Here is a 23,487-nt window from a genome sequence, read left to right on the forward strand (position 1 = left end):
CGTCCGGAGAGTGCTACGGGCGGCCGGTGAGCGTCCGGAGCAGGTCGAGGGCGGCGTCGGCGATCACCGTGCCCGGCGGGAAGATGGCGGCGGCGCCGGCGGCGCGCAGCTCGTCGTGGTCGCCCGGTGGGATGACGCCGCCCACCACGATCATGATGTCCGCGGCGTCGAGGTCGGCCAGGGCGCGCCGCAGCGCGGGCACCAGCGTGAGGTGCCCGGCCGCCAGCGACGAGACGCCCACGATGTGCACGTCGGCCTCGACCGCCTGCCTGGCCACCTCTTCCGGCGTCTGGAACAGCGGGCCGACGTCGACGTCGAAGCCCAGGTCGGCGAAGGCGGTGGCGATCACCTTCTGGCCCCGGTCGTGGCCGTCCTGGCCCATCTTGGCGACCAGGATGCGCGGGCGGCGGCCCTCGTCCCGCTCGAAGTCGGCGCAGGCCAGGCGGACGCGCTCGATGGCCTCGGCGTTGCCTGACTCGTCGCGGTACACACCGGAGATGGTACGCACCTGCTCGGCGTGCCGGCCGAACACCCGCTCCAGGGCGTCGGAGATCTCGCCGACGGTGGCCTTGGCGCGGGCGGCGTCCACGGCGAGCTTGAGCAGGTTGGCGTCGAGGCCCGGCGCAGGGTTCTCGGCGGCCTTGGTGAGCGCGTCGAGCGCGCGCTGCACGGCCTCGCCGTCGCGCTCGGCCCGGAGACGGGCCAGCTTGTCGAGCTGCTGGGCGCGTACGGCGCTGTTGTCGACCTTGAGCACCTCGATGGGCTCGTCGTCGGCGGCGCGGTACTTGTTGACCCCGATGACCGGCTGGCGGCCGGAGTCGATGCGCGCCTGGGTACGGGCCGCGGCCTCCTCGATGCGCAGCTTGGGCAGGCCCGCCTCGATGGCCCTGGCCATGCCGCCGGCCGCCTCGACCTCCTCGATGTGGGCCCAGGCGCGCTCGGCGAGGTCGTGGGTGAGCCGCTCGACGTAGTACGAGCCGCCCCAGGGGTCGATGACCTGGGTGGTGCCCGACTCCTGCTGCAGGAGGAGCTGGGTGTTGCGGGCGATGCGGGCCGAGAAGTCGGTGGGCAGCGCGAGCGCCTCGTCGAGGGCGTTGGTGTGCAGCGACTGGGTGTGGCCCTGGGTGGCGGCCATGGCCTCGACGCAGGTGCGGGCGACGTTGTTGAAGACGTCCTGGGCGGTGAGCGACCAGCCGGAGGTCTGGCTGTGCGTGCGCAGGCTCAGCGACTTGGGGTTGGCCGCCCCGAACCGCGACACCAGCTTGGCCCACAGCAGCCGCGCGGCGCGCAGCTTGGCGACCTCCATGAAGAAGTTCATGCCGATGCACCAGAAGAACGACAGCCGGGGGGCGAACCGGTCGACGTCCATCCCGGCGGCGATCCCGGCGCGCAGGTACTCGACGCCGTCGGCGAGGGTGTAGGCGAGTTCGAGGTCGCAGGTCGCCCCGGCTTCCTGGATGTGATAGCCAGAAATGCTGATCGAGTTGAACTTCGGCATCTTTTCGCTCGTATAAGCGAAAATATCCGAGATTATGCGCATCGAAGGGGCCGGCGGATAGATGTAGGTGTTGCGGACCATGAACTCCTTGAGGATGTCGTTCTGGATGGTCCCGGCCAGCTCCTCCGGCGCGACGCCCTGCTCCTCCGCCGCCACGATGTACATCGCGAGCACGGGCAGCACCGCGCCGTTCATGGTCATCGACACCGACATGCGGTCGAGCGGGATGCCGTCGAAGAGCTGCCGCATGTCGTAGATGGAGTCGATCGCCACCCCGGCCATGCCCACGTCGCCGGCCACGCGCGGGTGGTCGGAGTCGTAGCCCCGGTGCGTGGCCAGGTCGAAGGCGACCGACAGGCCCTTCTGCCCGGCCGCCAGGTTGCGCCGGTAGAAGGCGTTGGAGTCCTCGGCCGTGGAGAAGCCCGCGTACTGGCGGATCGTCCAGGGCTGGTTGACGTACATGGTGGGGTAGGGCCCGCGCAGGTACGGGGCCGCGCCGGGATAGGTGCGCAGGAAGTCGAGCCCGTCGAGGTCGGCGGCCGTGTAGAGCGGCTTGACCCCGATGCCCTCGGGCGTCTCCCACACCTCGCCCCCGGGGACGGCCGCCGCGCCGGAGCCGGCCCCCGGCCCGAGCGGGACGCCCGAGAAGTCGGGGATCATCGCAGCACCTCCAGGTCCTCGAACGTCTGACGGAGCACGGCGAGCGCGTCGCACCCCGCGTAGAGGCAGGCGTCCACGCCCTCGTAGTCTCCCTTCCCCGCCAGCCAGACGCGTCTCGCGCCCGCGTGCCGCAGGGCGGCGGCCACGGCGCGGGCGTGCTGGGCGTACAGCTTGTCGGTGGAGCACAGGCAGGCGACGGCGGCGCCGCTCACGGCGAAGGCGGTGGCGATCTGCTCGGGGTCGGCGCCCGGCCCGGCGGTCTCGGTGGCCAGGCCGCCGGCGTGGAACAGGTTGGCGGCGAAGGAGGCCCGCGCGGTGTGCGCGGCGACCGGGCCGATGGTGGCCAGGAACACCTTCGGACGCTCGGGCAGGGCGTCGGCGACGTCGCGCAGCGCCTCGAACTCCTGGGCGTAGCGGGCCACGGGCCGCCCGGCGGGGGCGGGCGGCCGGCGCAGCGGCTTCTCGCCGGGGTCGGGGAACTCGCTGACGCCGGTGATCGGGAAGCGGCGGTGGGCGATGTCGTCGTCGCGGCGGGCCCGGGTGGCCGCGACGCGCCGCTCGATCAGCTCCCCGGCGGCCGCCACGCCTCCGGCGGCCTCGATCTCCTGGAACCACGCCCAGGCACGCTCGGCCAGGTCGGCGGTGCGGCGCTCGACGTACCAGGAGCCGCCGGCGGGGTCGGTCACCCGCCCGATCCCCGACTCCTCCAGCAGCAGCGACTGCGTGTTGCGGGCGATGCGCCGGGAGAAGGCGTCGGGCAGGCCGAGCGCGGCGTCGAACGGCTGCACGGTGACCGCCTCCGCCCCGCCGACGCCCGCCGCGAAGCAGGCCAGCGTGGTGCGCAGCATGTTCACCCAGGGGTCGCGGGCGGTCATCATGGCCGCGCTGGTGACGGCGTGCTGCCGCTGGCCGCCGTGCTCGGCGGCGCCGCACACCTCGGCCACCCTGGCCCACAACCGGCGCGCCGCGCGCAGCTTGGCGATGGTGGCGAACTGGTCTGCGGTGGCGGCGTACCGGAAGTCGATCTGGCCTAGCGCTTGCTCAACCGTGAGGCCGGCGCCGGTGAGCGTGCGCAACTCGGCCACGCCCCGCGCGATCGAGCAGCCCAGCTCCTCGGCGTCGGCGGCGCCCGCGTCGTGGTACGGCGTGGCGTCGACCATGACCGCGCGCAGCCCCGGGACCGCGACGCACCGCCCGGCCAGCTCCGCCCCCTCGACGCCGCTCGCGCCCAGGTTGCCGCTGGGCGTGACGCCCTGCGCGGCGGCCAGGCCGAACAGCGCCTCGGCGGCCTCCCGCGTGTGCTCCCCCGCCTCCAGCACGATCGGGGCCAGGTCGAGGTAGACGTCCTTCAGCACGGCGGGCAGCGCGCCCACCGGGATCGCGCCGTCGCCGACGACCAGCCAGAGCGAGGTGACGCCGTTCTCCAGATCGGCCAGCACCGCCTCGGGGTCGGCCACGGCGTGCCGCTGCCGGACGTCCCAGCCGGGCCGCGCCCGCGCCCCCCGCGTGAACGGCGGCGCGCCCGGCAGCCCCGGATCGCCCGGCAGGTCGCCCGCGTCGTAGAGCGGCATGACCGGCACGCCGTCGTAGGTCGGGCTGGACAGCGCCTCCTCGGGCGAGCCCGCCTCGACCCCCGACTTGCGCAGGACCTCGACCGCCAGCCTCCGCCAGTCGTCGCGAGTGGTGGGAGGAAAGCCCGCTGCCAGTTCCATGCAACGGATAGTAGGCGCTGCCCGGCCGCCGCAGTAATCCGGGGGTTACCCGTCAGCCGTCGGCGCCTCCCAGGCCAGCTTCCACGTGAGCGGGCCCACGATCCCGTCGTCCTCGACGCCCTGCTCGCGCTGGAACTCGCGGCACACGTCGCGGGACCGGGCGCCGTACGCGCCGTCGACGGTCAGGTCGTAGCCGCGCTTGTGCATCTGCCGCTGCCAGGTGCGCACGTCCTCGCCCTCCATGACCGGCGGGTACTTCAGCAACCGGCCGGGGAAGGGCGGCGCGCCCTTGGGCGGCGGCGGGGTGGTGCCGCCGCCGGGGCGGGGCGCGCCGCGCTTGATCCAGGCGTACAGGGGGTCGCCGGGGCAGTCGGTCGAGTAGCCGTCGCGGTGGCCCTTGATCTCCTTGCCGGCGCCGCCCCGGTCGCGCACGTACTGGACGGCGTCGAGGACGGCGTCCAGCATCGCGTCGGGCGGCTGCACGAGCCCGGCGTTGCCGACCAGCCCGAGCACGGCGTAGTGACCGGCGTTGAGCCCGGGACCGTTGGCCGCCGGCAGGTGATGCAGCCCCCGCCCCTCGAACACCTTCCGGTGCGGACAGGCGACGAAGCTGTAGCCGATGTCCATCCAGCCGTTGCCGTCCATGTGGTACGCCTGGATCGATCGCACGAGGGAGACGCAGCCGGCGTGGTCGGACACGATGGCGGGTTCGACCCGGCCGCCGGTGTAGTGGACCTTGACGCCCTTGGTCGAGTCAAGCTGGGTGTAGGAACCGCGGGGCGCGCGGGCCTGCCAGTCGCGGCGTAACACCAGATCGATGTCCACGAGTGCTCTCCGAGAGTAGATATCGGGACGACCGAGCGTAACGCCAGCGAGGTGAGCAGGTCCGGGGATCGCGCTATTTCACGGTCTGATCACCCGCCGTTCGGTCACGATCGCGGTGATCAGATCGTGCGGCGTCACGTCGAACGCGGGGTTCAGCGCCTGTGTGCCCTCGGGGGCCAGGCGTACACCTCCGACGGTGAGGATCTCCTCGGGGTCGCGGTCCTCGATCTCGATGTGGTCGCCGGTCGGCGTGGCGGGGTCGATGGTGGACTCGGGCGCGACCACGATGAACGGCACTCCGGCCCGTTCGGCGCCGAGCGCGAGCGCGTACGAGCCGATCTTGTTGGCGGTGTCGCCGTTGGCGGCGATGCGGTCGGCGCCGATGAGCACCGCGTCCACCTCGCCCTTGGCCAGCAGGTACGGCCCCGCCGAGTCGGCGACCAGCCGGTGCGGCGCGCCCATCCTGGCCAGTTCCCAGGTGGTGAGCCGGGCGCCCTGGAGCAGCGGGCGGGTCTCCAGGGCGAGCACCTCGGCCAGGCGGCCGCGTTCGTGCAGCGTCTGGACGACGCCGAGGGCGGTGCCGCGTTCGACGGCGGCCAGGCCGCCGGTGTTGCACACGGTCATGATCCGCAGCCGGTCGCCCTCCAGCAGGGCGGCGCCGCGCTCGCCCATGGCCAGGCAGGCGGCGATGTCGTCGTCGCGGATCCGCAGCGCGGCCGCCAGGACCGCCTGCCGGCCCTTGTCCACGTGGGCGGCGGCCTGGTCGACGCCCCAGGCCAGGTTGGCGGCGGTCGGGCGGGCCGCGCGCAGTTCGGCGATCTGGCCGCGGTCGCCGTCGGCGAGGACGACGCCGAGCGCGCCGGCCACGCCGAGCGCGGGGGCGCCGCGCACGGCCAGCCGCCTGATCGCCGCGACGAGCTCGGCCACGGTCTCGACGCGCAGCCGCACGCACCGGCCGGGCAGCAGGGTCTGGTCCACGAGCTCGACGGCGTCGCCGGCCCAGTCGATGGTCCTCACGCCGCACACGGTAGCCGACGGGTCGTGGGCCGGGCCGGGGGTCAGCGTTCGGCCAGGACGATCACCGAGTCCCCCCGGCCGAGGACGACGGTGTCGCTCTTGGCGGGGTTCAGCACGATGCCGTAGTGCGGCGGGACGTTCCTGGAGACGTTGTCGCGGTAGCCGATCGCGGTCTCGCCCCTGCGCCGGGCCGCCTCGACGATGGTGGCGAAGGTGACCTCTGTGCCGGTCCGGACGTAGGAGGCGGCGGGCCGGGGGTAGATCTCCGAGCCGTGCGAGTCGAACAGGTAGCCGAACACGTCGGCGAGGTGCCGGTTCTCGGCGAGCTGGGCCAGCAGCAGGCCGATGACGGTGTCGCTGATGACGATGTCGTCGGCCTCGGTGACCTCGGCCAGCGCCCGGTTGCCCTCGTCGTGCATCTCGCTGACGATCGAGTAGTGCTCGCCGAGCGTGCTCTGCATGTCGCGGAGCTGGAGCAGGGTCATGAGCGTGCGGGTGTCGGCGTGGTGGGGGTCGAAGCGGTCGTCGGACAGGACGATGACGTGCTGGTAGAGGCCGACGCCGAGGGATTCCAGCGCGTACCGGTCGGTGGTGTCGCAGTCCTTGACGTTGACGGTGAGGGTGCGCAGCCCGGTCAGGCCGGTGCCGGCCTTGGGGTGGTCGGCGGCGATGTCCAGGACCGAGCCCGTGGAGACGTAGCCGTCCAGGTAGCGCACGATCTGCTCGGCGCGGCCGTTCCAGTTGAGCAGGAGGGTGCGTTCGGGCTCGGGCTGCGGGGCGGCGGCGGTGGTGACGGCCTGTTCGTCGATCGGGGGCTCGCCGGTGGCGAGGGTGATGTGGGAGTCGTCGTGGGCGATGACGACGACCTGATCCTTGGCCGTGATGACGGTGTCCATGGGCGGGTTGAGCACGACGCCGGCCGGGCCGCGTAAGCCGATGACGGCGGCGGTCTCGTAGGCGTGCAGGGCCTTGCTGTAGGTGGCGCCGACCAGTTCCTCGTCGGCGCGCAGGTAGATCTCGCCGCCGTCGAAGTTGAGCAGGTCCATGCAGACGACGGACATGCCGGACTGGCGGGAGGACTGCACGATCAGCCGGGAGGCGGTGTCGTCGGAGTCGACGAGGTGCACGTCCTCGCCGCCGGCCAGCCGGGCGGCGGCGAGGTTGCGGGCGGAGGCCAGGGCGGCGACCACGGGCGGGTGGGAGCCGTCCCGTTTGGCCAGGGCGAGCAGGATCTTGATGACGTGTGCGTCGGGGTCCTCGCCCTCGGGTGAGAGCACGACGACGGACCTGGCGGCGGTGAGGTTCATCAGGCCGAGGTCGCGCGGCTCGGTGGGACGTCCGGTGCGGCAGACCAGGCGGGTCCTGCCGAGGTCGCCGACGTGCTCGCGGATGTCCTCCTCCATGGCGAGCTTGTCGCGGTCGGCCAGGACGGCGATGACCGAGTTCTTCTGGCTGGCGTGCGCCTTGACGAGCTCGGTGACGATCGTGAAGATCTGGTCGGACCAGCCGAGCACCACGGTGTGGCCGGACTCGACGATGCGCGAGCGGCCTCTGCGCAGGCGGTCCACCTTCTGCTTGAGGCCGTTGGACAGCAGGCCGACGAGCATGCTGACGATGAAGATGCCGCCCAGCGATCCGGCGAACATGACGGTCATGTAGCCGAACGAGCCCTTGTCGCTGGCGACCTTGCTGGGGGTGAGGGCGTGCATGAGGGCCACCCACAGCACCTGCCCGGGGCCGCTGACGCCGTCGGGCTCGTCGGGCGCGAGCCAGAGCGTGAGCGCGGCCACCACGAGGATGAGCGCGACCGACACCACCGCGAGCCAGCCGATGAGCGAGGCCGTCCCCCTGGACATGGTGTTGTCGAACCAGTACCGCGCCCGTTCGCGGACCGTGATCCTCGACACTTCCCCGATACCTCCGTGTAAGGAGTGATTTAAACCGACGTCACAAGGTACCGGGCGATCTTGGCTTCCGCATGGCGACCGGTAACGTAGCCGCCATGGTGACCCCCCTCACACCGGACGATCCGGCGTTCCTGGGCGATTTCCGGCTGGCCGGGCGTCTGGGCGAGGGCGGGCAGGGCGTGGTCTACCTGGCCCACTCCGCCTCCGGTGAGCCGGTCGCGGTCAAGCTGCTCAACGCCGGTGACCAGGAGACCCGGGCCAGGCTGGCGCGCGAGCTCGACGCGCTGGAGTCGATCGCCTCCTTCTGCACGGCCCGCGTGCTCGGCGTCTCGACGCGGGGCTCGCGGCCGTACGTGGTGAGCGAGTTCGTGGACGGGCCCTCGCTGGCCGACCGGGTGGCCGGGAACACCGCCGGGAACGCCGCCGGGAACGCCGCCGGGAACGCCGCCGGGCGCGGCCCGCTGCGCGGCGGGGAGCTGGAGCGCCTGGCGGTCGGCACGGCCACCGCGCTGGCGGCCATCCACGCGGCCGGGGTCGTCCACCGGGACTTCAAGCCGTCCAACGTGCTGCTCGGGCCGGACGGGCCGCGGGTGGTGGACTTCGGCATCGCCAGGGCCGAGGGGGCGGCGACGCACACCTCGGGGCTGGTCGGCACGCCCGCGTACCTGTCGCCGGAGCAGATCGCGGGCTCGCCCGCCTCCGGGGCCTCCGACGTGTTCGCGTGGGGGGCGACGATGGTCTACGCGGCAACGGGGGTCAGCCCGTTCGGGGCGGACACCGTGCCGGCGGTGCTGCACCGGGTGCTGCACGCCGAGCCCGACCTGTCGGCGCTGCCGCCCCGGCTGCGCGGGCCGGTCGCCGGCGCCCTGGCCAAGGACCCCGCCCACCGCCCGACGGCCGCCGCCCTCCTGATGACCCTGGTCTCCCCCACCCCGGCCACAGGCGCGGGGCCGGGAGCGGGGCCGGGAGCGGGGCCGGGAGCGGGGCCGGGTGCGGGGGCTCTGAGGGGCGATCCGGGGGCGGCCGACACGCGCGAGAGCCGCGCGGCCCGAAATCGGGGACGCCGCGCCCTCGTCGGCGCCGGAGCGGCCCTGCTGGCCCTGGCCGTGGCAGGCGGCGTGGTCCTGCTGACCACCCGCACGCCCGGCTCGACCGCCACCCTGTCCACCCCGCCGCCGTCCACGGCCGCCGCCGCCCTCTCCACCCCGCCGGCCACGGCCACCGGCCCCGCCACACCCGCCACGACCTCCGGGACGGGCACGGCGGCGGCCACCGCGACCCCCGGCGGCACCGGCGATCTGAAGATCCCGGCCGCCTTCGCCGGCACCTGGTCCGGCCACACCGACACCACCAACCCGCTCGACCCCGACGGCGCCGAGAACGCGGTGGAACTGAAGGCCGGCCAGTCGCGGGCGGCCTGGACGGAGAAGGACTCCCAGGTCGACTGCGCCGCCACGATCACCCTGACCGAGGTGCGCCCGGACCGGCTGACTTTCTCCCTCGGGACGTCCACGGGCGGCTGCATCCCGGGTACTGTCTGGCTGGAGCTTGAAGGCGACACTCTCACCTACACCTGGCGGGACGTGCCCGGCCTGGGCATGGTCACCCAGACCGGCGATCTCGGCAAGAAGTGACCGAACCACTCGTATAACCCTTCGACATCCGAGCCCACGAAGGAGATCCTTTACCTATGTCTGTGATCAGGGAGGTGCCGTTCCCCAGCGCGGACTCCTCGTCCGAGCTGCCGATGAACATCTGGATCGACGACGCCGACTCAGCGATCGACGTCATCGACGCCCTGGCGTTGTCGCCGTTCGCGACCGGCGTCCAGCCCTGGTCCAAGCTGGCCAATCTGGAGCGCGTACGTCCGGACGCCCGGTTGCAGCCGGCCGAGGGCCGGATGCTGCGCACCGCGCAGGTGGAGGACGGTTCGGAGTCGCGGCTCATCTGCGGCGAGGGCTGGACGCTGCGGGTCGTGCGGCACCGCAACCGCACCGCCACGGTGAGCGTGACGGCGGTGAGCGAGGAGCTGGCCGCCTCGGTGCTGAAGGAGAGCATCGACGGCGCCGAGGAGCCGATGCCCGACGCCGACCACGTCGAGATGGGCTTCTGGTGGCGCGGCTCCCACGGCGGCAACCGGTCGGAGAAGCCGATCACCGCCCAGCCGTGGGACGAGATCGGCACGAACTACTCGGCGCAGGTGCGCCCGGCGCTCGGCCGCCTGATGGCGACCACGCCCGCCGACGTCAACGGCCGGCTCATCCTGCTGCACGGCCAGCCCGGCACCGGCAAGACCACGCTGCTGCGCACGCTGGCCAAGCAGTGGCACGACTGGTGCCAGGTCGACTGCGTGCTCGACCCCGAGCGGCTGTTCAACGACCCGGGCTACCTGATGGAGGTGGCGGTCGGCTACGACACCGACGACGACACGCAGCGGTGGCGGCTGCTGGTGCTGGAGGACTGCGACGAGCTGATCAGCTCGGGCGCCAAGGCCCAGGCGGGGCAGGGGCTGTCACGGCTGCTCAACCTCACCGACGGCCTGCTCGGCCAGGGCCGCGACGTGCTGGTGGCCATCACCACGAACGAAGACCTGACCCGCCTGCACCCGGCCGTGATCCGTCCGGGCCGCTGCCTGGCGCAGATCGAGGTGGGCCCGCTGACCAGGGACGAGGCCGTCGCCTGGCTGGGGTCGTCGCAGGGCGTGGGCGCCTCGGGGGCGACGCTCGCCGAGCTGTACGCCCTGCGCGCCGGCCGCGCGATCGCCCCGGCGGGCACGGACGAGTCCACCGGTCTCTACCTCTGATCCGGCTCCGCCGGGGGCGCCATGCGCGTCCCCGGCGTTCCGCGCGCCGGGGGCACGTCCGGGCTGGTACGTAAACCAACCGATGTGCGACACCGGGTGTGAAACCACAATATGGCTGGTGCTCACCGTCGATCTGGCGCGCGTCGCCTTCACCCGTCTCACCGTGCCCGGGGGCACGTGGACCAGCGAGGAACACCGGGTCGGCTTCGCGGCCACCCAGCTCGTGCCCTCGTGGACCGCGCGCACCCCGCCCGGCGGCGGGGTCGAGGTGGAGCTGCGGGCCAGGACCGGGGCGGGCACGCTGACCAAGTGGTACGTCATGGGCCGGTGGTCCGAGCACGGGCCGCGCACCTCGGTGCCCGGCCAGGGCGACGAGGACGGCGACGTGGCCGTGGACACGTTCGTGGCCAGGCGGCCGGTCGTGGCGTTCCAGCTGAGGGTCACCGCGCGCGGCGAGGGCGCGCGGATGACCTCTCTCGGCGTGCTGGCCTCGGCCCTGCCGCAGCGTCCGGTCACGGTGAGCACGCCCGGGGTGGCCGGGCACGTCGAGCTGGACGTGCCCGGCCACTCCCAGTACGCGCACGCCGGGCACCACCCGCGCTGGGACGGCGGCGGCGCGAACTGGTGCAGCCCCGCCTCGGTGGCGATGGTGCTGGCCTTCTGGGGCCGCGGCCCCGAGCCCGGCGAGCTCTCCTGGGTGGGCGCGGACGACCCCGCCCCGGCGGTGGACCACGCGGCCATGGGCACCTACGACGACAGCTACCAGGGCACCGGGAACTGGCCGTTCAACGTGGCCTACGCCGGGCGTTACGGGCTGACCGGCTTCGTGACCAGGCTGCTGTCGGCGGCCGAGCTGGAGGCGTTCGTGCTGGCGGGGATCCCGGTGATCGCCTCGCTGTCGTTCCGGGCCCATGAGCTGCCCGGCTCCGGCTACTCCACGAACGGCCACATCCTCGTCGTCACCGGCTTCACCGCCGCGGGCGACGTCGTCGTCAACGACCCCGCCGCGCCCGCGGACGGCGAGGTTCGGCGGATCTACCCGCGGGCAGCGTTCGAGAACGTGTGGCTGAGGAGCTCGGGCAGCGGCGGCATCGTGTACGTCCTCCATCCGCCCGGGCACCCGCTGCCTCCCTGTACCAACGGCAATTGGTGATCTTTCATGAGTATTCGACCGATCGATGTGGCGCGTACCGACGGCGGCCCCCAGTGGGTGGAGGCCGTCGCCACGCCCGAGGGCGTGGAGGTGTGGTGGGACGAGCCGCGCCCGCACGAGGGCGGCAGGCGCTGCGTGGTGCGCCGCCTGCCCGACGGCTCGCGCGCCGACGCGCTGCCTCAGGGCTGGAACGCCCGCAACCGCCTGGTCGAGTACGGCGGCCGCTCCTGGCGCCCGCTGCCGGGCGGCGGCCTGGTCTTCACCCATTGGGCCGACCAGCGGCTCTACCGCCTGGACGCCGCCCCCGGGACGGCCGCCGAGCCGGTCGCCCTGACGCCCGAGGGCCCGGCCCGGTACGGCGACCTCTACCTGCCGCCCGGCCGCGACGAGGTGTGGGCGGTCCGCGAGATCGACGACGCGCGTGACCTGGTCGCGGTCCCCCTGGACGGCGGCCCGCTCAGGGTCGTCGCCCGCGCCCACCACTTCCTGATGAACCCCCGCCTGTCCCCCGGCGGCACCCGGGTCGCCTGGATCGGCTGGAACCACCCCGACATGCCCTGGGACGGCACCGAGCTGTGCGTGGCCGGCCTGTCCCCGGACGGCGTCGCGGGCCCCCACCGGGTCGTGGCGGGCGGCCCCGAGGAGTCGGTGACGCAGGCCGAGTGGCGCGACGAGGAGTCCCTGTACGCCGTCACCGACCCGACCGGCTGGTGGAACGTGCACCTCGTGCACCTCGACGGCTCCCCCTCGCGCAACCTCACCCCCGTGGAGCTGGAGTTCGGCGCGGCGGCCTGGAAGCCGGGCCTGGCCTGCCTGGCCCCGGCGGGCGAGCAGCTGGTCGTCGTGTACGGCACCGCCGACCACCGCCGCCTGGGCGTGCTGGACCCGGCGACGGGCGGCCTGCGGGAGATCGGCGGGGACGGGCACACGTACTGGGCCTCGACGGTGTCGGCGGCCGGGGGCAAGGCGGTGGCGGTGGGGGCGACGCCGTACACGCCGCTGGAGGTGACGCTGGTCGATCTCGCCACCGGCGGGCACGAGGTCGTCTCGGCCCCCAAGCCGCTGCCGGACCGGGCGCTGCTACCCACGCCGGAGGCGGTGACGATCGAGGGCGTGCACGCCCATCTCCACCCGCCGGCGGGGGTCGCCGGGCCGGCGCCATACGTGATCTTCGTGCACGGCGGCCCGACCGGGAACACGCCGGTCGTGCTGGACCTGGAGGTCGCCTACTTCACCAGCAGAGGGATCGGCGTGGCCGTGGTGAACTACGGCGGCTCCACCGGTTACGGCCGGGCCTACCGCGAGCGGCTGCGGCACCAGTGGGGCGTGGTGGACGTCCAGGACTGCGCGAAGGTGGCGCGCGGGCTGGTGCAGCTCGGCCTGGCGGACGCGGCCAGGATCGCGATCCGGGGCGGCAGCGCCGGCGGCTGGACCACGGTGGCCGCGCTGGTGCACAGCGACGTGTTCGCGGGCGGCGTCGCGCACTACGCGATCACCGACCCGGAGAGCTGGGCGGCCGAGACGCACGACTTCGAGTCGCGCTACCTCGACGGCCTGGTGGGCCCGTTGCCCGAGACGCGGCAGCGGTACACCGACCGCTCGCCGCTCCTGAACGCGGCCCGGGCATCGGGCCCATGCCTCATGTTGCACGGTCTGGAGGACGCGATCGTGGACGTGAGCCAGGCCGAGCGATTCACCGCCGAACTGGACAAGCACGGCAAACAGTGGGCTCTGCTCACCTTCGCCGGCGAGCAGCACGGCTGGCGCAGGGAAGAGACCATCGTGGCGGTGCTGGAGGCCGAGCTGGCCTTCTACGGGCTGATCTTCGACCTGGAGACGCCCGGCGTGCCGCCGCTGACGCTGAAGGGGAGAGCGTGAAGAGCGTCGCCGAGATCTGCTCGGACCTGATCAGGTTCGACACCACCAACCCGGGCTCGGGCGAGCGCCCGGCGGCCGAGTACGTGGCCACGCTGCTGGCCGACGCGGGGCTGGAGCCGGTGGTGTTCGAGTCGGAGCCCCGGCGGACGACCGTCGTGGCCAGGATCGACGGCGACTCCTCCGACGCGCTGCTCGTCCACGGCCACCTGGACGTGGTGCCGGCCGACCCCGCCGAGTGGCGGATGCACCCGTTCTCCGGCGAGATCACCGACGGCTGCGTGTACGGCCGGGGCGCGGTGGACATGAAGGGCTCGTGCGCGATGACGCTCGCGGCCGTGCTGGACATGGCGGCGCGCGGCGTGCGGCCGAAGCGGGACCTGGTGCTGGCCTTCCTGGCCGACGAGGAGGCGACCGGCGACCACGGTTCCCGGTACGCGGTGACCGAGCACCGGCACCTGTTCGACGGCGTCACCGAGGCCATCAGCGAGTCGGGCGGCTTCAGCGTCGAGGCCGGCGGGCGGCGCGTCTACCCGATCGCCGTCGGCGAGCGCGGCACCGCCTGGATGAAGGTGACCGCCCACGGCGTGGCGGGCCACGGCTCGCGGCCCGCCGTGGACAACCCCGTCGCCACGCTGGCCCACGCCCTGTCGCGGGTCGCCGCGCACCAGTGGCCGGTACGCCTGACGCCGTCGGTCGCCGCGCTCCTGGAGAGCCTGTCGGAGATCACCGGCCGGCCGATCGACCTGGACCGGCTGGACGCCGAGGCCGCCCGGCTGGGCGCGCTCGGCGAGCTGTTCCATGGCCAGATCCGCAACTCGGCGAACCCGACGATGCTGGCGGCCGGTTACAAGGTGAACGTGGTGCCCTCGACGGCCTCCGCGCACGTGGACGGTCGGTACCTGCCGGGCCTGCAGGAGGAGTTCCTCGCGACGATCGACGAGCTGCTCGGGCCGAAGATCACCCGCGAGTTCGTGAACCTGGAGGAGGCGCCCGCCGCGCCGTACCCGTCGGCGTTCTTCGACGAGCTGGCGGGGGCGCTGGTGGCCGAGGATCCGCAGGCGCGGCCGGTCCCGTACGTGATGAGCGGCGGCACCGACGCCAAGTCCTTCGCCACCATCGGCATCCAGGGGTACGGCTTCGCCCCGCTCATGCTCCGGCCCGACCTGGACTACTTCGGCATGTTCCACGGCAAGGACGAGCGGGTGCCGGTGGAGGGCCTGGAGTTCGGCACCCGCGTGCTGACCCGCCTGCTCACCTGACCGTCCCGGCCCGGCGACGCCCTCAGGCCGCCGGGCCGAACCAGGCCCTGGACCTGCTGATCGACGGTCTCGCACGAGCTGCCGCAAACTAGTGGAACAAAGCATTCCGTTCTGCTAATATGGAGTCATCTCGAAAGGAGCTCCACATGGGCGACATCATCAGCGGCTGGGACGTTCTGGACGCCTCGCACGAGGCGCTGCGCAAGGCCGTCAGCGGCATCCCGGCCGGCGGCTGGGACCTGCCGACCCCGTGCTCCGAGTGGAGCGTCACCAAGGTCTTCAAGCACGCGGTGGGCGACCAGATCGGCTTCGCCGCCACGCTCACGGGCGAGGCCGGGCCGGCGTTCAACCCGTTCGACCCGCCCGCCGAGCCGGGCGCCGACCCGGCGGCCGAGCTGGAGGACGCGCTGACCCGCTCGGCCAGGGCGTGGGCCGCGGTCGACCGGGACGCCGCCGAGGTGCCCACGCCGGTGCCGCCGAACAAGATGTCGCCGTGGGCGGGCTCGACGGCGTGCGCGCTCGACGCGGCCGTGCACGCCTGGGACATCGCCGTGGCCACCGGTCAGCCCTCGCCGCTGACGCCGGAGATGGCCGGGCCGCTGCTGGAGGTCGCCCGGCAGATCGCCGACCCGCTGCGCCCGTGGGGCGCCTACGCCCCGGCGCTCCCGGACGACCCCTCCGGCGACGAGGTCGGGGCCCTGCTTCGCTACCTCGGCCGCGACCCGCACTGGTCGCCGGCCGCCTGAGGCCCGCGTGCGCCCCGCCCTGAGCGGCGGGGCGCGGCGGGGCGCACTCCCTCGGTCAGGAGAACTTGGTCTGCGGACGCTCCTCGCGCTCGCCGTCGACGAAGATGTCCAGCTTCTCGTTGTAGAAGGCGATCAGCCCCGCCACGCGCTCGCTCTCGGGCAGCGGCGTGCGGTAGGACCAGGCCAGGTCCTTCTTCCCGTTGACCGACCAGTACTCCGCCGTGCCCTTGTACGGGCAGTGGGTCGCGGTGTCGGTGTGCTCCAGCAGGTCGAGCCGTACGTCGGTCTTCGGCAGGTAGTAGCGGGCCGGCAGGCCGGTCTCGAACAGGATGCGGGCGTTGCGCGAGTCGGCCACGGTGACCCCGTCCACCTCCACCCGGATGTGCCGCGAGCTCGGCAGGATGTCCACCCGCGTGTACGGGTCGCGGGCGTGCACGTAGACCTCCTCGTCCTCCTCGAACCAGGCGTCCATGGCGTCCCAGTCGAAGCGCACGTGCCCGCGGATCTCCTCCAGCGGCGAGTCGTCGTAGACCAGCGCCGCCTCCGGGGCCTGCGCGGCGCCCGAGGTGACCGTGTGGACGGCGGCGTCCCCCCTGCTCGGGGAGTGCCTGGACGCGCCGGTCGGCTTGAGCGCCGCCTCATCGACGTCCTGGAGGGGGAAGTAGTAGGTGGGGTAGAAGGGGCCTTCCCACACCAGCAGGGCCCGGGTCGTGTCGGCGATCGGCCGGCCGCCCAGGTAGGTCCGCACGCGCTTGGCCGACCGCTCGACGCGGACCCGGCCCCGGTTCGTGGCATCCATGTCCCCGCCAACCCGCGTGGCGGCGGGGCTATTCCGGCCTTCAGACCCCGAACAGCGCCAGCGTCACCCACGTGGTGAGCGTGCCGGTGACCGCGCCCGCCGCGACCTGCGCCCATGTGTGATGGGCGAGGCGGACCCTGGCCCAGCACACCAGCGCCACCACGGCCGCGCCGGCGATCGCCACCGGCACGGCGGGCAGCACGTGCGCCAGCACCACCACCGTGCCCGCCGAGACGGCGGCGTGGAAGGAGATCTTCCAGCGGGTGGTGATCGGCACGGTCACCGCCAGGGCGACCAGCATCGCGGTCACCGTGGCCACCAGCAGCCGCGGCGCGCCCAGCACGACCAGCAGCGCGAGCGCGACCAGCACGGCGGCCACGGCGGCCAGCAGCGGACCGGTGCGGCGGGCCCGGTCGACGATGTGGTGGGAGTCGAGCCGCCCCGAGCGCACGCCGAGCGCGATCACCGCCGCCGGCACGCCGCCGCAGAACGCCGAGGCCACCAGCCCCCAGGCCGCGCCGGCCCATCCCTGGGCGAGCAGGCCCACGGCGGGCGGCATGACGATCACCAGCACTTGCGGTGCAAGCAGGTTCGTCACCCGCTTCGCCACCAGGTCGGCCATCATGGCATGAAAGATTACGCGATCATGGCCGCTGCCCGTTTCAGCGACGCCCCGGCCGCTCCGGGGCCGCCTGGTCAGCCCTTGCCGGCGGCGTTCACGATGCGGGTCGTGGAGCGGTCGGGGATGGCCGCCATCTCCCAGCACTCGGCGCCCAGGATGGCCGCCGCCGTGGCCCGCGCGCCCGCGTGCGGATCGCCGGCCGTGTGGGCCAGCGCGCCGGGCCGCATCGGCGCGAGCAGGTCGATGTAGTCCTCGGGGCCGTGCGCCTCGGGCGGCCCGGCCACCACGAAGACGCCGGCCACGCAGCGCAGCGCGGCCAGCACCTCGGCCCGCTCCGCCGCCGGGTTGAACGGCCGGCTGGGCCCCTTCCACGCCCGCACGCGCGGGTCGTCCTCCACGCCGACCACCAGGGCCAGCCCGCGGGCGGCCACGGCGCCCAGGTAGCGCACGTGGCCGACGTGCAGGATGTCGAAGACGCCGGTCACGACGGCCGCCCCGGGCCGGTCGTACGGCTCCACCCAGACGGCCTCCAGGCTGCTCACGCGACCTCCTCCGACGGCCGGGCGAGTAGGCTGCTGTGCACGCTTTGCTCCCCCACGGGCCTAGACGACTCGTCGATCGCAGCGTACTCGGTCGCCGCGGCAGGTCGTGCAGGCGACCTTGGAAAGAGCATTCCTACCTTTTCGCGATAATCTCTCGCCCCCTGCCCGCGCGTCTCATGACGTCACCTGATTCGGGGGAGGTCGCCGTGGCGCCGAGGGACTCAGACCATGCCGACGGGGGTGAGACGCCCGGCTTCCGCGACCTCGCGGTCCGGCTGCCGGGGGTCGCGTCCCAGGTCTCGCGGGCCAGGGGGCTCGTGACGGACGCGCTCGGCCGCGATCATCCCTTCCATGACGACGTGGTGCTGCTCACCAGCGAGCTGGCCACGAACGCGATCCTGCACACCAGGTCCGGGGACGGCGGCTCGTTCACGGTGTCGGTGCTCAGCTCGGACACCACGGTCCGGGTGTGCGTGGCCGACGGCGGCGCGGACGGCCCGCCGTGCGTGTGCCGGACCGCGCCGCAGGCGACCAGCGGCCGGGGGCTGCCGCTGATCGAGGCGCTCAGCCACCGGTGGGGGTTCGTCCGCGAGGGGGGCTCGACGACCGTCTGGTTCGAGCTGACGCAGGCCCTCGTGCCCGCCGGGCAGGAGCCGTGCGTCACAGGTCGAGCCGGCACAACCCTTCGGCCAGCGCCTTCGTGGTGAGCCTGGTCCGGCTGTCGCAGCCCAGCTTGGCGAAGATGTGCTCCAGATGGGTGGTCACCGTCCGGACGCTCAGCACCAGGCAGGCCGCGATCTGCGGGTTGGAGTCGCCGGCCGCGACCCGGGTGAGCACGTCGACCTCGCGGCCGGTCAGGTCGTAGGGCAGCGGGCAGGGCCGTTCGGCGGCGACCGCGCCCTGCAGCGAGCCCTGGTAGCCGACGCCGGCCCGCAGCAGCCGCACCTCGTGCCAGCGGCCGCCGCCGTCGAGCCACAGGCCGCGCCGGCTCAGCTCGCGCGAGTCGATGAACGCCCGCGCGAAGGCCGCCATGGCGGGGTCGTCCCACAGCTCGCGGGAGACCTCGTGGCCGGGCACCGCGCGGCGCTCGCCGAGCCGGTCGAAGGCGACCGCGCGGAAGTCGGGCGGCAGCCCGGCGGGGTCGATCACGCACCGGGTCAGGTCGGTGACGTGCGCGAGCATCGGGCTCACGGCGGCGACCAGGGCGCCGGCCAGCAGGGGGAAGGCGTCCTTGGCGGCCAGGTGCAGCAGGCCCGTGTAGCGGCCGCCGTCGGCGAGGAACAGCGGCGCGGTCAGCCCGGCCCGCCATCCGTAGGGGGCCAGGTGGCGGCGGAAGTACCGTTCGGTGCCCGGCTGCGGCATGGGCACCGGCCGCCGCCCGGCGATGGCCTCGCGGCAGGCGTCGAGCGCGGCGTACTCCTCGGCGGCGTCGCGGTCGATGCGGCGGTGGCCGTCGGAGACGACGCTGTGGTGCCGGCCGGTGGCGGGGTCGTAGGCGACGAACTCGTAGGCGTCGAGCGGGACCACCTGGCGCAGCGCCGCCATCGCCGCGTGCGCGCCGCCACCGCCCGCGACCTGGTAGCCGACCTCGGCGAACGCCTGCAACTGGCGGACGCTCAAGGTGATCTCAGCCACGGCTCTTTTATATCATTTGCCATTCCTTGCCCTGCTCTTGAAGATTTTCTTCACAGCCGCCGCGGTGCTACGGTGGCAGGCATGCAGCGCGCTCTCGTCACGACGACGCCGGACACGGTCCCGGCGCGCTGATTCCATGCATCCCGGGCGGGCGCCCGGGAGCTGGTCGTTCGCCCTTTCACCCGCAAAGGACGATCATGAACGACCACCGCAGGCTCGGCCGCGAGCTGGAGATCTTCGGCACCGACCCGCTGATCGGCTCCGGCCTGCCCTACTGGCTGCCCGCCGGGGCCGCCGTGCGCAAGGCCGTGGAGGACTACGTCCACGAGCTCGAACGCCGCCACGGCTACGTGCACGTCAACTCCCCCGTGCTCGGCAAACGCGAGCTGTACGAACGGTCGGGCCACTGGGCGCACTACGCCGAGGACATGTTCCCGCCCATGAACGTGGGCGGCGAGGAGTTCGTGCTGCGGCCCAGCCTGTGCCCGCACCACGCGCTGATCTACCGCTCGCGCGGGCGCAGCCACCGGGAGCTGCCGCTGCGCGTGGCCGAGCTCGGCGGCATGTACCGCTCGGAGCTGTCGGGCGTGCTCGGCGGCCTGACCAGGGTGCGGGCCATCCAGCTCAACGACGGCCACGTGTTCTGCGCGCCGGAGCAGGCGGCGGCCGAGGTGTCGGCCGCGCTCGACCTGATCGAGGCCGCGCACGCCCGGCTCGGCATCGAGGCCGCCCGCTACCGGCTCTCGCTGCGCGGCGAGAGCGGCAAGTTCGTGGACGACCCCGCCATGTGGGCGCGCTCGGAGGCCGTGCTACGCGAGGTGCTGCAGGAACGCGGCCGCGCCTACGACGAGGAACGCGGCGAGGGCGCCTTCTACGGCCCGAAGATCGACATCCAGATCGCCGACCCGGCGGGCCGCGAGAGCACCCTGTCGACCGTCCAGGTGGACCTGTACCAGCCCGAGCGCTTCGACCTGTCGTACGCGGGCGGGCGGCGTCCCGTCATGGTGCACCGCAGCGTGGTCGGCGGGATCGAGCGCCTGGTCGCGCACCTGATCGAGGTGCACGGCGGCGCGTTCCCTGCGTGGCTGGCGCCCGTGCAGGCGGTCGTGCTGCCGCTGTCGGACGCCGAGCTCCCGGCGGCCGAGGACCTGCTGCGGCGGGCGGTGGCCGCCGGGCTGCGGACCGAGCTGGCGCCCGCGGACCGGGGCAGCCTCGGGGCCAGGATCAGGGCGCACCGGCTGGTGCCGTACCAGCTCGTGGTGGGGCCGCGGGAGGTCTCGGACGGCGTGCCGTCCGTCCGGCTGCGGGACGGCGGCCAGGCGGGCCCGGTGCCGGTCGAGAGGCTGGCCGCGGAGTGCCGGCCGCGCTTCTGACGTCCGTCACCGGCGTTCAGAGCCAGTCCTTCTTCTTGAAGACCGCGTACAGCACCACGGACGCCACCGCCACCAGCACCGACGACGCCCAGAAGCCCGAGATGTCCCCGGAGCCGGGGTAGGGCACGTTCTGGCCGTAGAAGCCGGTGATGGCGGTGGGCACCGCGATGATGGCGGCCCAGCTCGTCACCCGCTTCATGATCTCGTTGAGGCGGAAGCCCTGCTGGGCCAGGCGGGTCTCGCGGACGTTGGCGAGCATGTCGCGGATCGCCTCCACCCACTCGGCGACCCGCTGGACGTGGTCGTAGACGTCCTCGTAGTAGGGGGCCATCACCGGGTCGGCGACGATCTCCTGGTCGCGGCGGAGCAGCGTGCCGAGCACCTCCCGCATCGGCATGGAGATCTTGCGCAGCCTGGCGGTGTCCTTGCGCAGCAGGTACATGGCGCGCTGGAGCTGCCTGCCGTCGCGGGGCGCGTCGTCGAACAGCGACTCCTCCATGGCCTCGGCCCGCGCGTCGAGGTCCTGGACGAGGTCGAACTGGCTGTCCACGACGTAGTCGAGCAGGCCGTGCAGCAGGAAGGAGACGCCGTGCCCGGCCAGGCGGGAGGTCGCGTCCCAGCGCCTGACCACCTCGTCGATGTCGAAGCAGGCGTTCTCCCGCACGGTCACCAGGGCGTTGGAGGTGACAAAGGCGTTCACCTCGACGGGGACGAGGCGGGCCTCGTCGAGGTGGATGCCGTACACGGTGATGAACAGGTGGTTGTCGTAGACGTCCACCTTGGGGCGCTGGTGGTCGCTGAGGACGTCCTCGACGGCCAGTTCGTGCAGGCCGAGCTCCTCGCCGACCTGGTTGAGCTGCTCGGGGGTGGGCGAGCACAGATCGAACCAGACGGCGGCCTCGGGATCGCCGACGTGGTCGGAGACCTCCTCGACGGGGAAGCCCTCCTTTTCGAGGACGCCGTTCCTGTACAGACGCGTGCGCATCAGGCGAGTCTGGCAAATCGCCGGGCATCGCGCACGGCCGCTCCCCCCGGATCGTTGTTGAAGTAGACGTGGACGTCCCGCCATCCGGCCTGCTCCACCCTCCTCGCCCAGCTCTTCAGCGCCGCCGCGCCGTAGGAGGGCCGGGGGGCCGCCAGGCCCTCGTGCAGGCGCACGTACCCCCAGTCGGCGGTGCGCCACAGCGGCGTCAGCGGCCGGCCGAGCCGGTCGGCCCAGCACAGCGCGGCACCCCGCGCGAGCAGCACCTCGCGCACCTCGCCGGTCCACCAGGAGTCGTGCCGCGGCTCCACCGCCACCCGCACGCCGCCGGGGAAGCAGCCCAGGCAGCGGTCCAGCAGGGCGGGGTCGGCGCGCAGCGTGGGCGGCAGTTGCAGCAGGACCGGGCCCAGCTTCTCCTTGAGCGCCCCGGCGGCCGCCATGAGCCGGGCGACCGGCTCCTCGGGCCCGGTCAGCCGCTTGATGTGGGTGAGGTAGCGGCTGGCCTTGACCGCCATCACGAACCCGTCGGGCGTGCGCTCCCGCCAGGCGGCGAACGTCTCCGGCGACGGCAGGCGGTAGAAGGCGTTGTTGCTCTCGACCGTGGGGAACTCGGCCGCGTACGTCTCCAGCCACAACCGCTGGGGGACCCCCTCGGGGTACAGCACGCCGCGCCAGTCCTTGTACTGCCATCCGGAGGTGCCCACCAGCGTCGCCACACCCGGCTCCTACCCCGCGCCGGGTGCGTTACTGTCGCAGTCCCGGAAGCCTAGGAGGATCTTTCACGCGATGGGCGCCGATCATTTCCACGGCCATTCCCACGGTCACGGCCACTCCCACGGCGTGGCCGCCGCGCCGCCGTCGCGCGGCGCGGTCGTGGCGAGCCTGGCCGTGCTGGTGCCGCTGGCCCTGGCGACGCTGGCCTGCCTGGTGTGGCTGTGGCCCGCGGGGCAGGCGGCGCCGGCCGGCCAGGACGGGCGGGAGGGGCCGGCGGTCGAGCGGGTCGAGGGCACGATCGCCTCGGTCACGCTCAGGCGCTGCCCGGCCGTCCAGGAGGGCATGCCGGTGCCCGACCCGGCCACCTGCGGCAACGCCACCGTGCGGGTCGGCTCGGGGCCTGACACCGGCCGCGACGTCACGCTGCGGCTGCCGGGCGGCCCGGGGGCCCAGCGGTTCACGGCGGGCGACGACGTGCTGCTGCTGCGCGCCGCCGACGGGGACTACCAGCTCTCCGACCACGACCGGTCGACGACGTTGTGGCTGCTGGGCGGCGCGTTCGCGCTGGCGGTCATCGCGTTCGGGCGGTGGCGCGGGGTGACGGCGCTGGTGGGGCTGGCGGTCACGTTCGGGCTGCTGCTGACGTTCGTCATCCCGGCCGTCCTGGCGGGCGAGCCGCCGATGCTGGTCGCCGTCGTCGGCTCGGCCGCGATCATGCTGACGGTGCTCTACCTCACCCACGGCTTCTCACTGACCACGTCGATGGCCGTGCTGGGCACGCTGGCCAGTCTCGCGCTCACCGGGCTGCTGTCGTACGGGGCGCTCGGCCTGGCCCGGCTCAACGGCGTCACCGACGACACCGCCCTGACGCTGGGCATGAGCCTGTCCATCGACACCGAGGGGCTGCTGCTGGCCAGCATCATCATCGGGGCGCTCGGCGTGCTCGACGACGTCACCGTCACCCAGGCGGTGACGGTGGGCGAGCTGGCCGCGGCCAACCCCTCCTACGGCTTCGCCCGCCTGTACCGGGCCGCGGGACGCGTCGGGCGGGCCCACATCGCCTCGGTGATCAACACGATCATCCTGGCGTACGCGGGGGCGTCGCTGCCGCTGCTGCTGCTGTTCAGCATCGGCGCGCAGCCGCTCGGCGACGTGCTGACCACGCCGGTCGTGACCCAGGAGATCGTCCGCAGCGTCGTCGGCACGCTCGGGCTGATCGCCGCCGTGCCGATCACGACCGCGCTGTCGGCCCTGGTCGCCGCCCGCGGCGCGCGGCCCGCGCAGATGCCGGAGGGCGAGCCGTCCACCAGGCCCGTGCGGGCCGGCGGACCGCTCACCAGGCCCGCCCGGCACCGCCGCTGA

The 23,487-nt window shown here is 73.4% G+C and carries 20 protein-coding genes; 9 read left to right on the forward strand and 11 right to left on the reverse strand.

The genetic code is table 11. The annotated features are described in order from the left end of the window. Positions 1-13: 13 nt before the first annotated feature. From scpA to ACFYUV_RS19150, 5 genes are all read right to left on the reverse strand, one after another. Entirely contained in the window at positions 14-2,158 is a 2,145-nt protein-coding gene (scpA, locus tag ACFYUV_RS19130) for a methylmalonyl-CoA mutase (protein ID WP_364334009.1), read from the reverse strand. Further along, a complete protein-coding gene (locus ACFYUV_RS19135) occupies positions 2,155-3,870 on the reverse strand; it encodes a methylmalonyl-CoA mutase family protein (protein ID WP_387669957.1) in 1,716 nt (571 codons plus the stop codon). Before ACFYUV_RS19135 ends, scpA begins: the two co-directional genes overlap by 4 nt. Positions 3,871-3,915: 45 nt before the next feature. After that, on the reverse strand, positions 3,916-4,695 hold the full coding sequence (locus ACFYUV_RS19140) for an N-acetylmuramoyl-L-alanine amidase (protein WP_387669958.1): 780 nt from the start codon (positions 4,693-4,695) through the stop codon (positions 3,916-3,918). Positions 4,696-4,773: 78 nt separating this feature from the next. Continuing rightward, positions 4,774-5,712, reverse strand: coding sequence for an S-methyl-5-thioribose-1-phosphate isomerase (gene mtnA / locus ACFYUV_RS19145; RefSeq protein WP_387669960.1), 939 nt, complete (start codon positions 5,710-5,712; stop codon positions 4,774-4,776). A 41-nt stretch (positions 5,713-5,753) separates the two neighbouring features. Beyond that, positions 5,754-7,619: a potassium transporter TrkA gene (locus ACFYUV_RS19150; protein ID WP_387669961.1), complete on the reverse strand. Its 1,866-nt coding sequence runs from the start codon at positions 7,617-7,619 to the stop codon at positions 5,754-5,756. A gap of 95 nt (positions 7,620-7,714) precedes the next feature. Here ACFYUV_RS19150 and ACFYUV_RS19155 point away from each other — a divergent pair, with 95 nt between their 5' ends. The 6 genes from ACFYUV_RS19155 (at position 7,715) to ACFYUV_RS19180 (ending at position 15,458) form a co-directional block, all read left to right on the forward strand. Then, a complete protein-coding gene (locus ACFYUV_RS19155; protein ID WP_387669962.1) occupies positions 7,715-9,253 on the forward strand; it encodes a serine/threonine-protein kinase in 1,539 nt (512 codons plus the stop codon). Between the two features lie 56 nt (positions 9,254-9,309). Continuing rightward, the gene (locus ACFYUV_RS19160) at positions 9,310-10,422 is read left to right on the forward strand and encodes a DUF5925 domain-containing protein (protein WP_358293268.1); all 1,113 of its coding nucleotides are present in this window, start codon (positions 9,310-9,312) and stop codon (positions 10,420-10,422) included. A gap of 118 nt (positions 10,423-10,540) precedes the next feature. Further along, on the forward strand, positions 10,541-11,575 hold the full coding sequence (locus tag ACFYUV_RS19165; RefSeq protein WP_387669964.1) for a C39 family peptidase: 1,035 nt from the start codon (positions 10,541-10,543) through the stop codon (positions 11,573-11,575). A gap of 6 nt (positions 11,576-11,581) precedes the next feature. Continuing rightward, complete coding sequence (locus ACFYUV_RS19170) at positions 11,582-13,453, forward strand: prolyl oligopeptidase family serine peptidase (protein ID WP_387669966.1); 1,872 nt, start codon at positions 11,582-11,584, stop codon at positions 13,451-13,453. Continuing rightward, complete coding sequence (locus ACFYUV_RS19175) at positions 13,450-14,712, forward strand: M20/M25/M40 family metallo-hydrolase (protein WP_387669967.1); 1,263 nt, start codon at positions 13,450-13,452, stop codon at positions 14,710-14,712. The genes ACFYUV_RS19170 and ACFYUV_RS19175 overlap by 4 nt, the downstream gene beginning before the upstream one ends. Before the next feature lie 146 nt (positions 14,713-14,858). Further along, positions 14,859-15,458 (forward strand): TIGR03086 family metal-binding protein, encoded by a 600-nt coding sequence (locus ACFYUV_RS19180; protein WP_387669969.1) that lies wholly within the window; start codon positions 14,859-14,861, stop codon positions 15,456-15,458. 55 nt (positions 15,459-15,513) lie between these two features. Here ACFYUV_RS19180 and ACFYUV_RS19185 read toward each other — a convergent pair whose 3' ends face one another. The 3 genes from ACFYUV_RS19185 to ACFYUV_RS19195 form a co-directional block, all read right to left on the reverse strand. Beyond that, positions 15,514-16,257, reverse strand: coding sequence for a DUF427 domain-containing protein (locus ACFYUV_RS19185; protein ID WP_387669971.1), 744 nt, complete (start codon positions 16,255-16,257; stop codon positions 15,514-15,516). Positions 16,258-16,297: 40 nt separating this feature from the next. Then, positions 16,298-16,882 carry a hypothetical protein gene (locus ACFYUV_RS19190; protein WP_364334046.1) on the reverse strand — a complete coding sequence of 195 codons (585 nt, stop codon included), beginning with the start codon at positions 16,880-16,882 and terminating at the stop codon, positions 16,298-16,300. A gap of 71 nt (positions 16,883-16,953) precedes the next feature. Further along, a complete protein-coding gene (locus ACFYUV_RS19195) occupies positions 16,954-17,421 on the reverse strand; it encodes an adenylyltransferase/cytidyltransferase family protein (protein WP_387669972.1) in 468 nt (155 codons plus the stop codon). 206 nt (positions 17,422-17,627) lie between these two features. On the opposite strand from ACFYUV_RS19195, the gene ACFYUV_RS19200 reads away from it, so the two are divergent. Next, the gene (locus tag ACFYUV_RS19200; protein ID WP_387669974.1) at positions 17,628-18,128 is read left to right on the forward strand and encodes an ATP-binding protein; all 501 of its coding nucleotides are present in this window, start codon (positions 17,628-17,630) and stop codon (positions 18,126-18,128) included. Here the strand turns inward: ACFYUV_RS19200 and ACFYUV_RS19205 are convergent. Beyond that, positions 18,082-19,056 carry a response regulator transcription factor gene (locus ACFYUV_RS19205; protein ID WP_387669976.1) on the reverse strand — a complete coding sequence of 325 codons (975 nt, stop codon included), beginning with the start codon at positions 19,054-19,056 and terminating at the stop codon, positions 18,082-18,084. The two genes, ACFYUV_RS19200 and ACFYUV_RS19205, sit on opposite strands and share 47 nt — an antisense overlap. 197 nt (positions 19,057-19,253) lie before the next feature. Here ACFYUV_RS19205 and thrS point away from each other — a divergent pair, with 197 nt between their 5' ends. Continuing rightward, entirely contained in the window at positions 19,254-20,429 is a 1,176-nt protein-coding gene (gene thrS / locus ACFYUV_RS19210) for a threonine--tRNA ligase (protein ID WP_387669978.1), read from the forward strand. A 16-nt stretch (positions 20,430-20,445) separates the two neighbouring features. Here the strand turns inward: thrS and ACFYUV_RS19215 are convergent, their stop codons facing one another. Then, complete coding sequence (locus ACFYUV_RS19215) at positions 20,446-21,414, reverse strand: magnesium transporter CorA family protein (RefSeq protein WP_387669980.1); 969 nt, start codon at positions 21,412-21,414, stop codon at positions 20,446-20,448. Further along, positions 21,414-22,127 carry a DUF72 domain-containing protein gene (locus ACFYUV_RS19220; RefSeq protein WP_352354077.1) on the reverse strand — a complete coding sequence of 238 codons (714 nt, stop codon included), beginning with the start codon at positions 22,125-22,127 and terminating at the stop codon, positions 21,414-21,416. The genes ACFYUV_RS19215 and ACFYUV_RS19220 overlap by 1 nt, the downstream gene beginning before the upstream one ends. Positions 22,128-22,197: 70 nt before the next feature. On the opposite strand from ACFYUV_RS19220, the gene ACFYUV_RS19225 reads away from it, so the two are divergent. Continuing rightward, positions 22,198-23,487, forward strand: coding sequence for a YibE/F family protein (locus tag ACFYUV_RS19225; protein ID WP_387669982.1), 1,290 nt, complete (start codon positions 22,198-22,200; stop codon positions 23,485-23,487).

Source organism: Nonomuraea sp. NPDC003560 (assembly GCF_042878785.1).
Lineage (GTDB): Bacteria > Actinomycetota > Actinomycetes > Streptosporangiales > Streptosporangiaceae > Nonomuraea.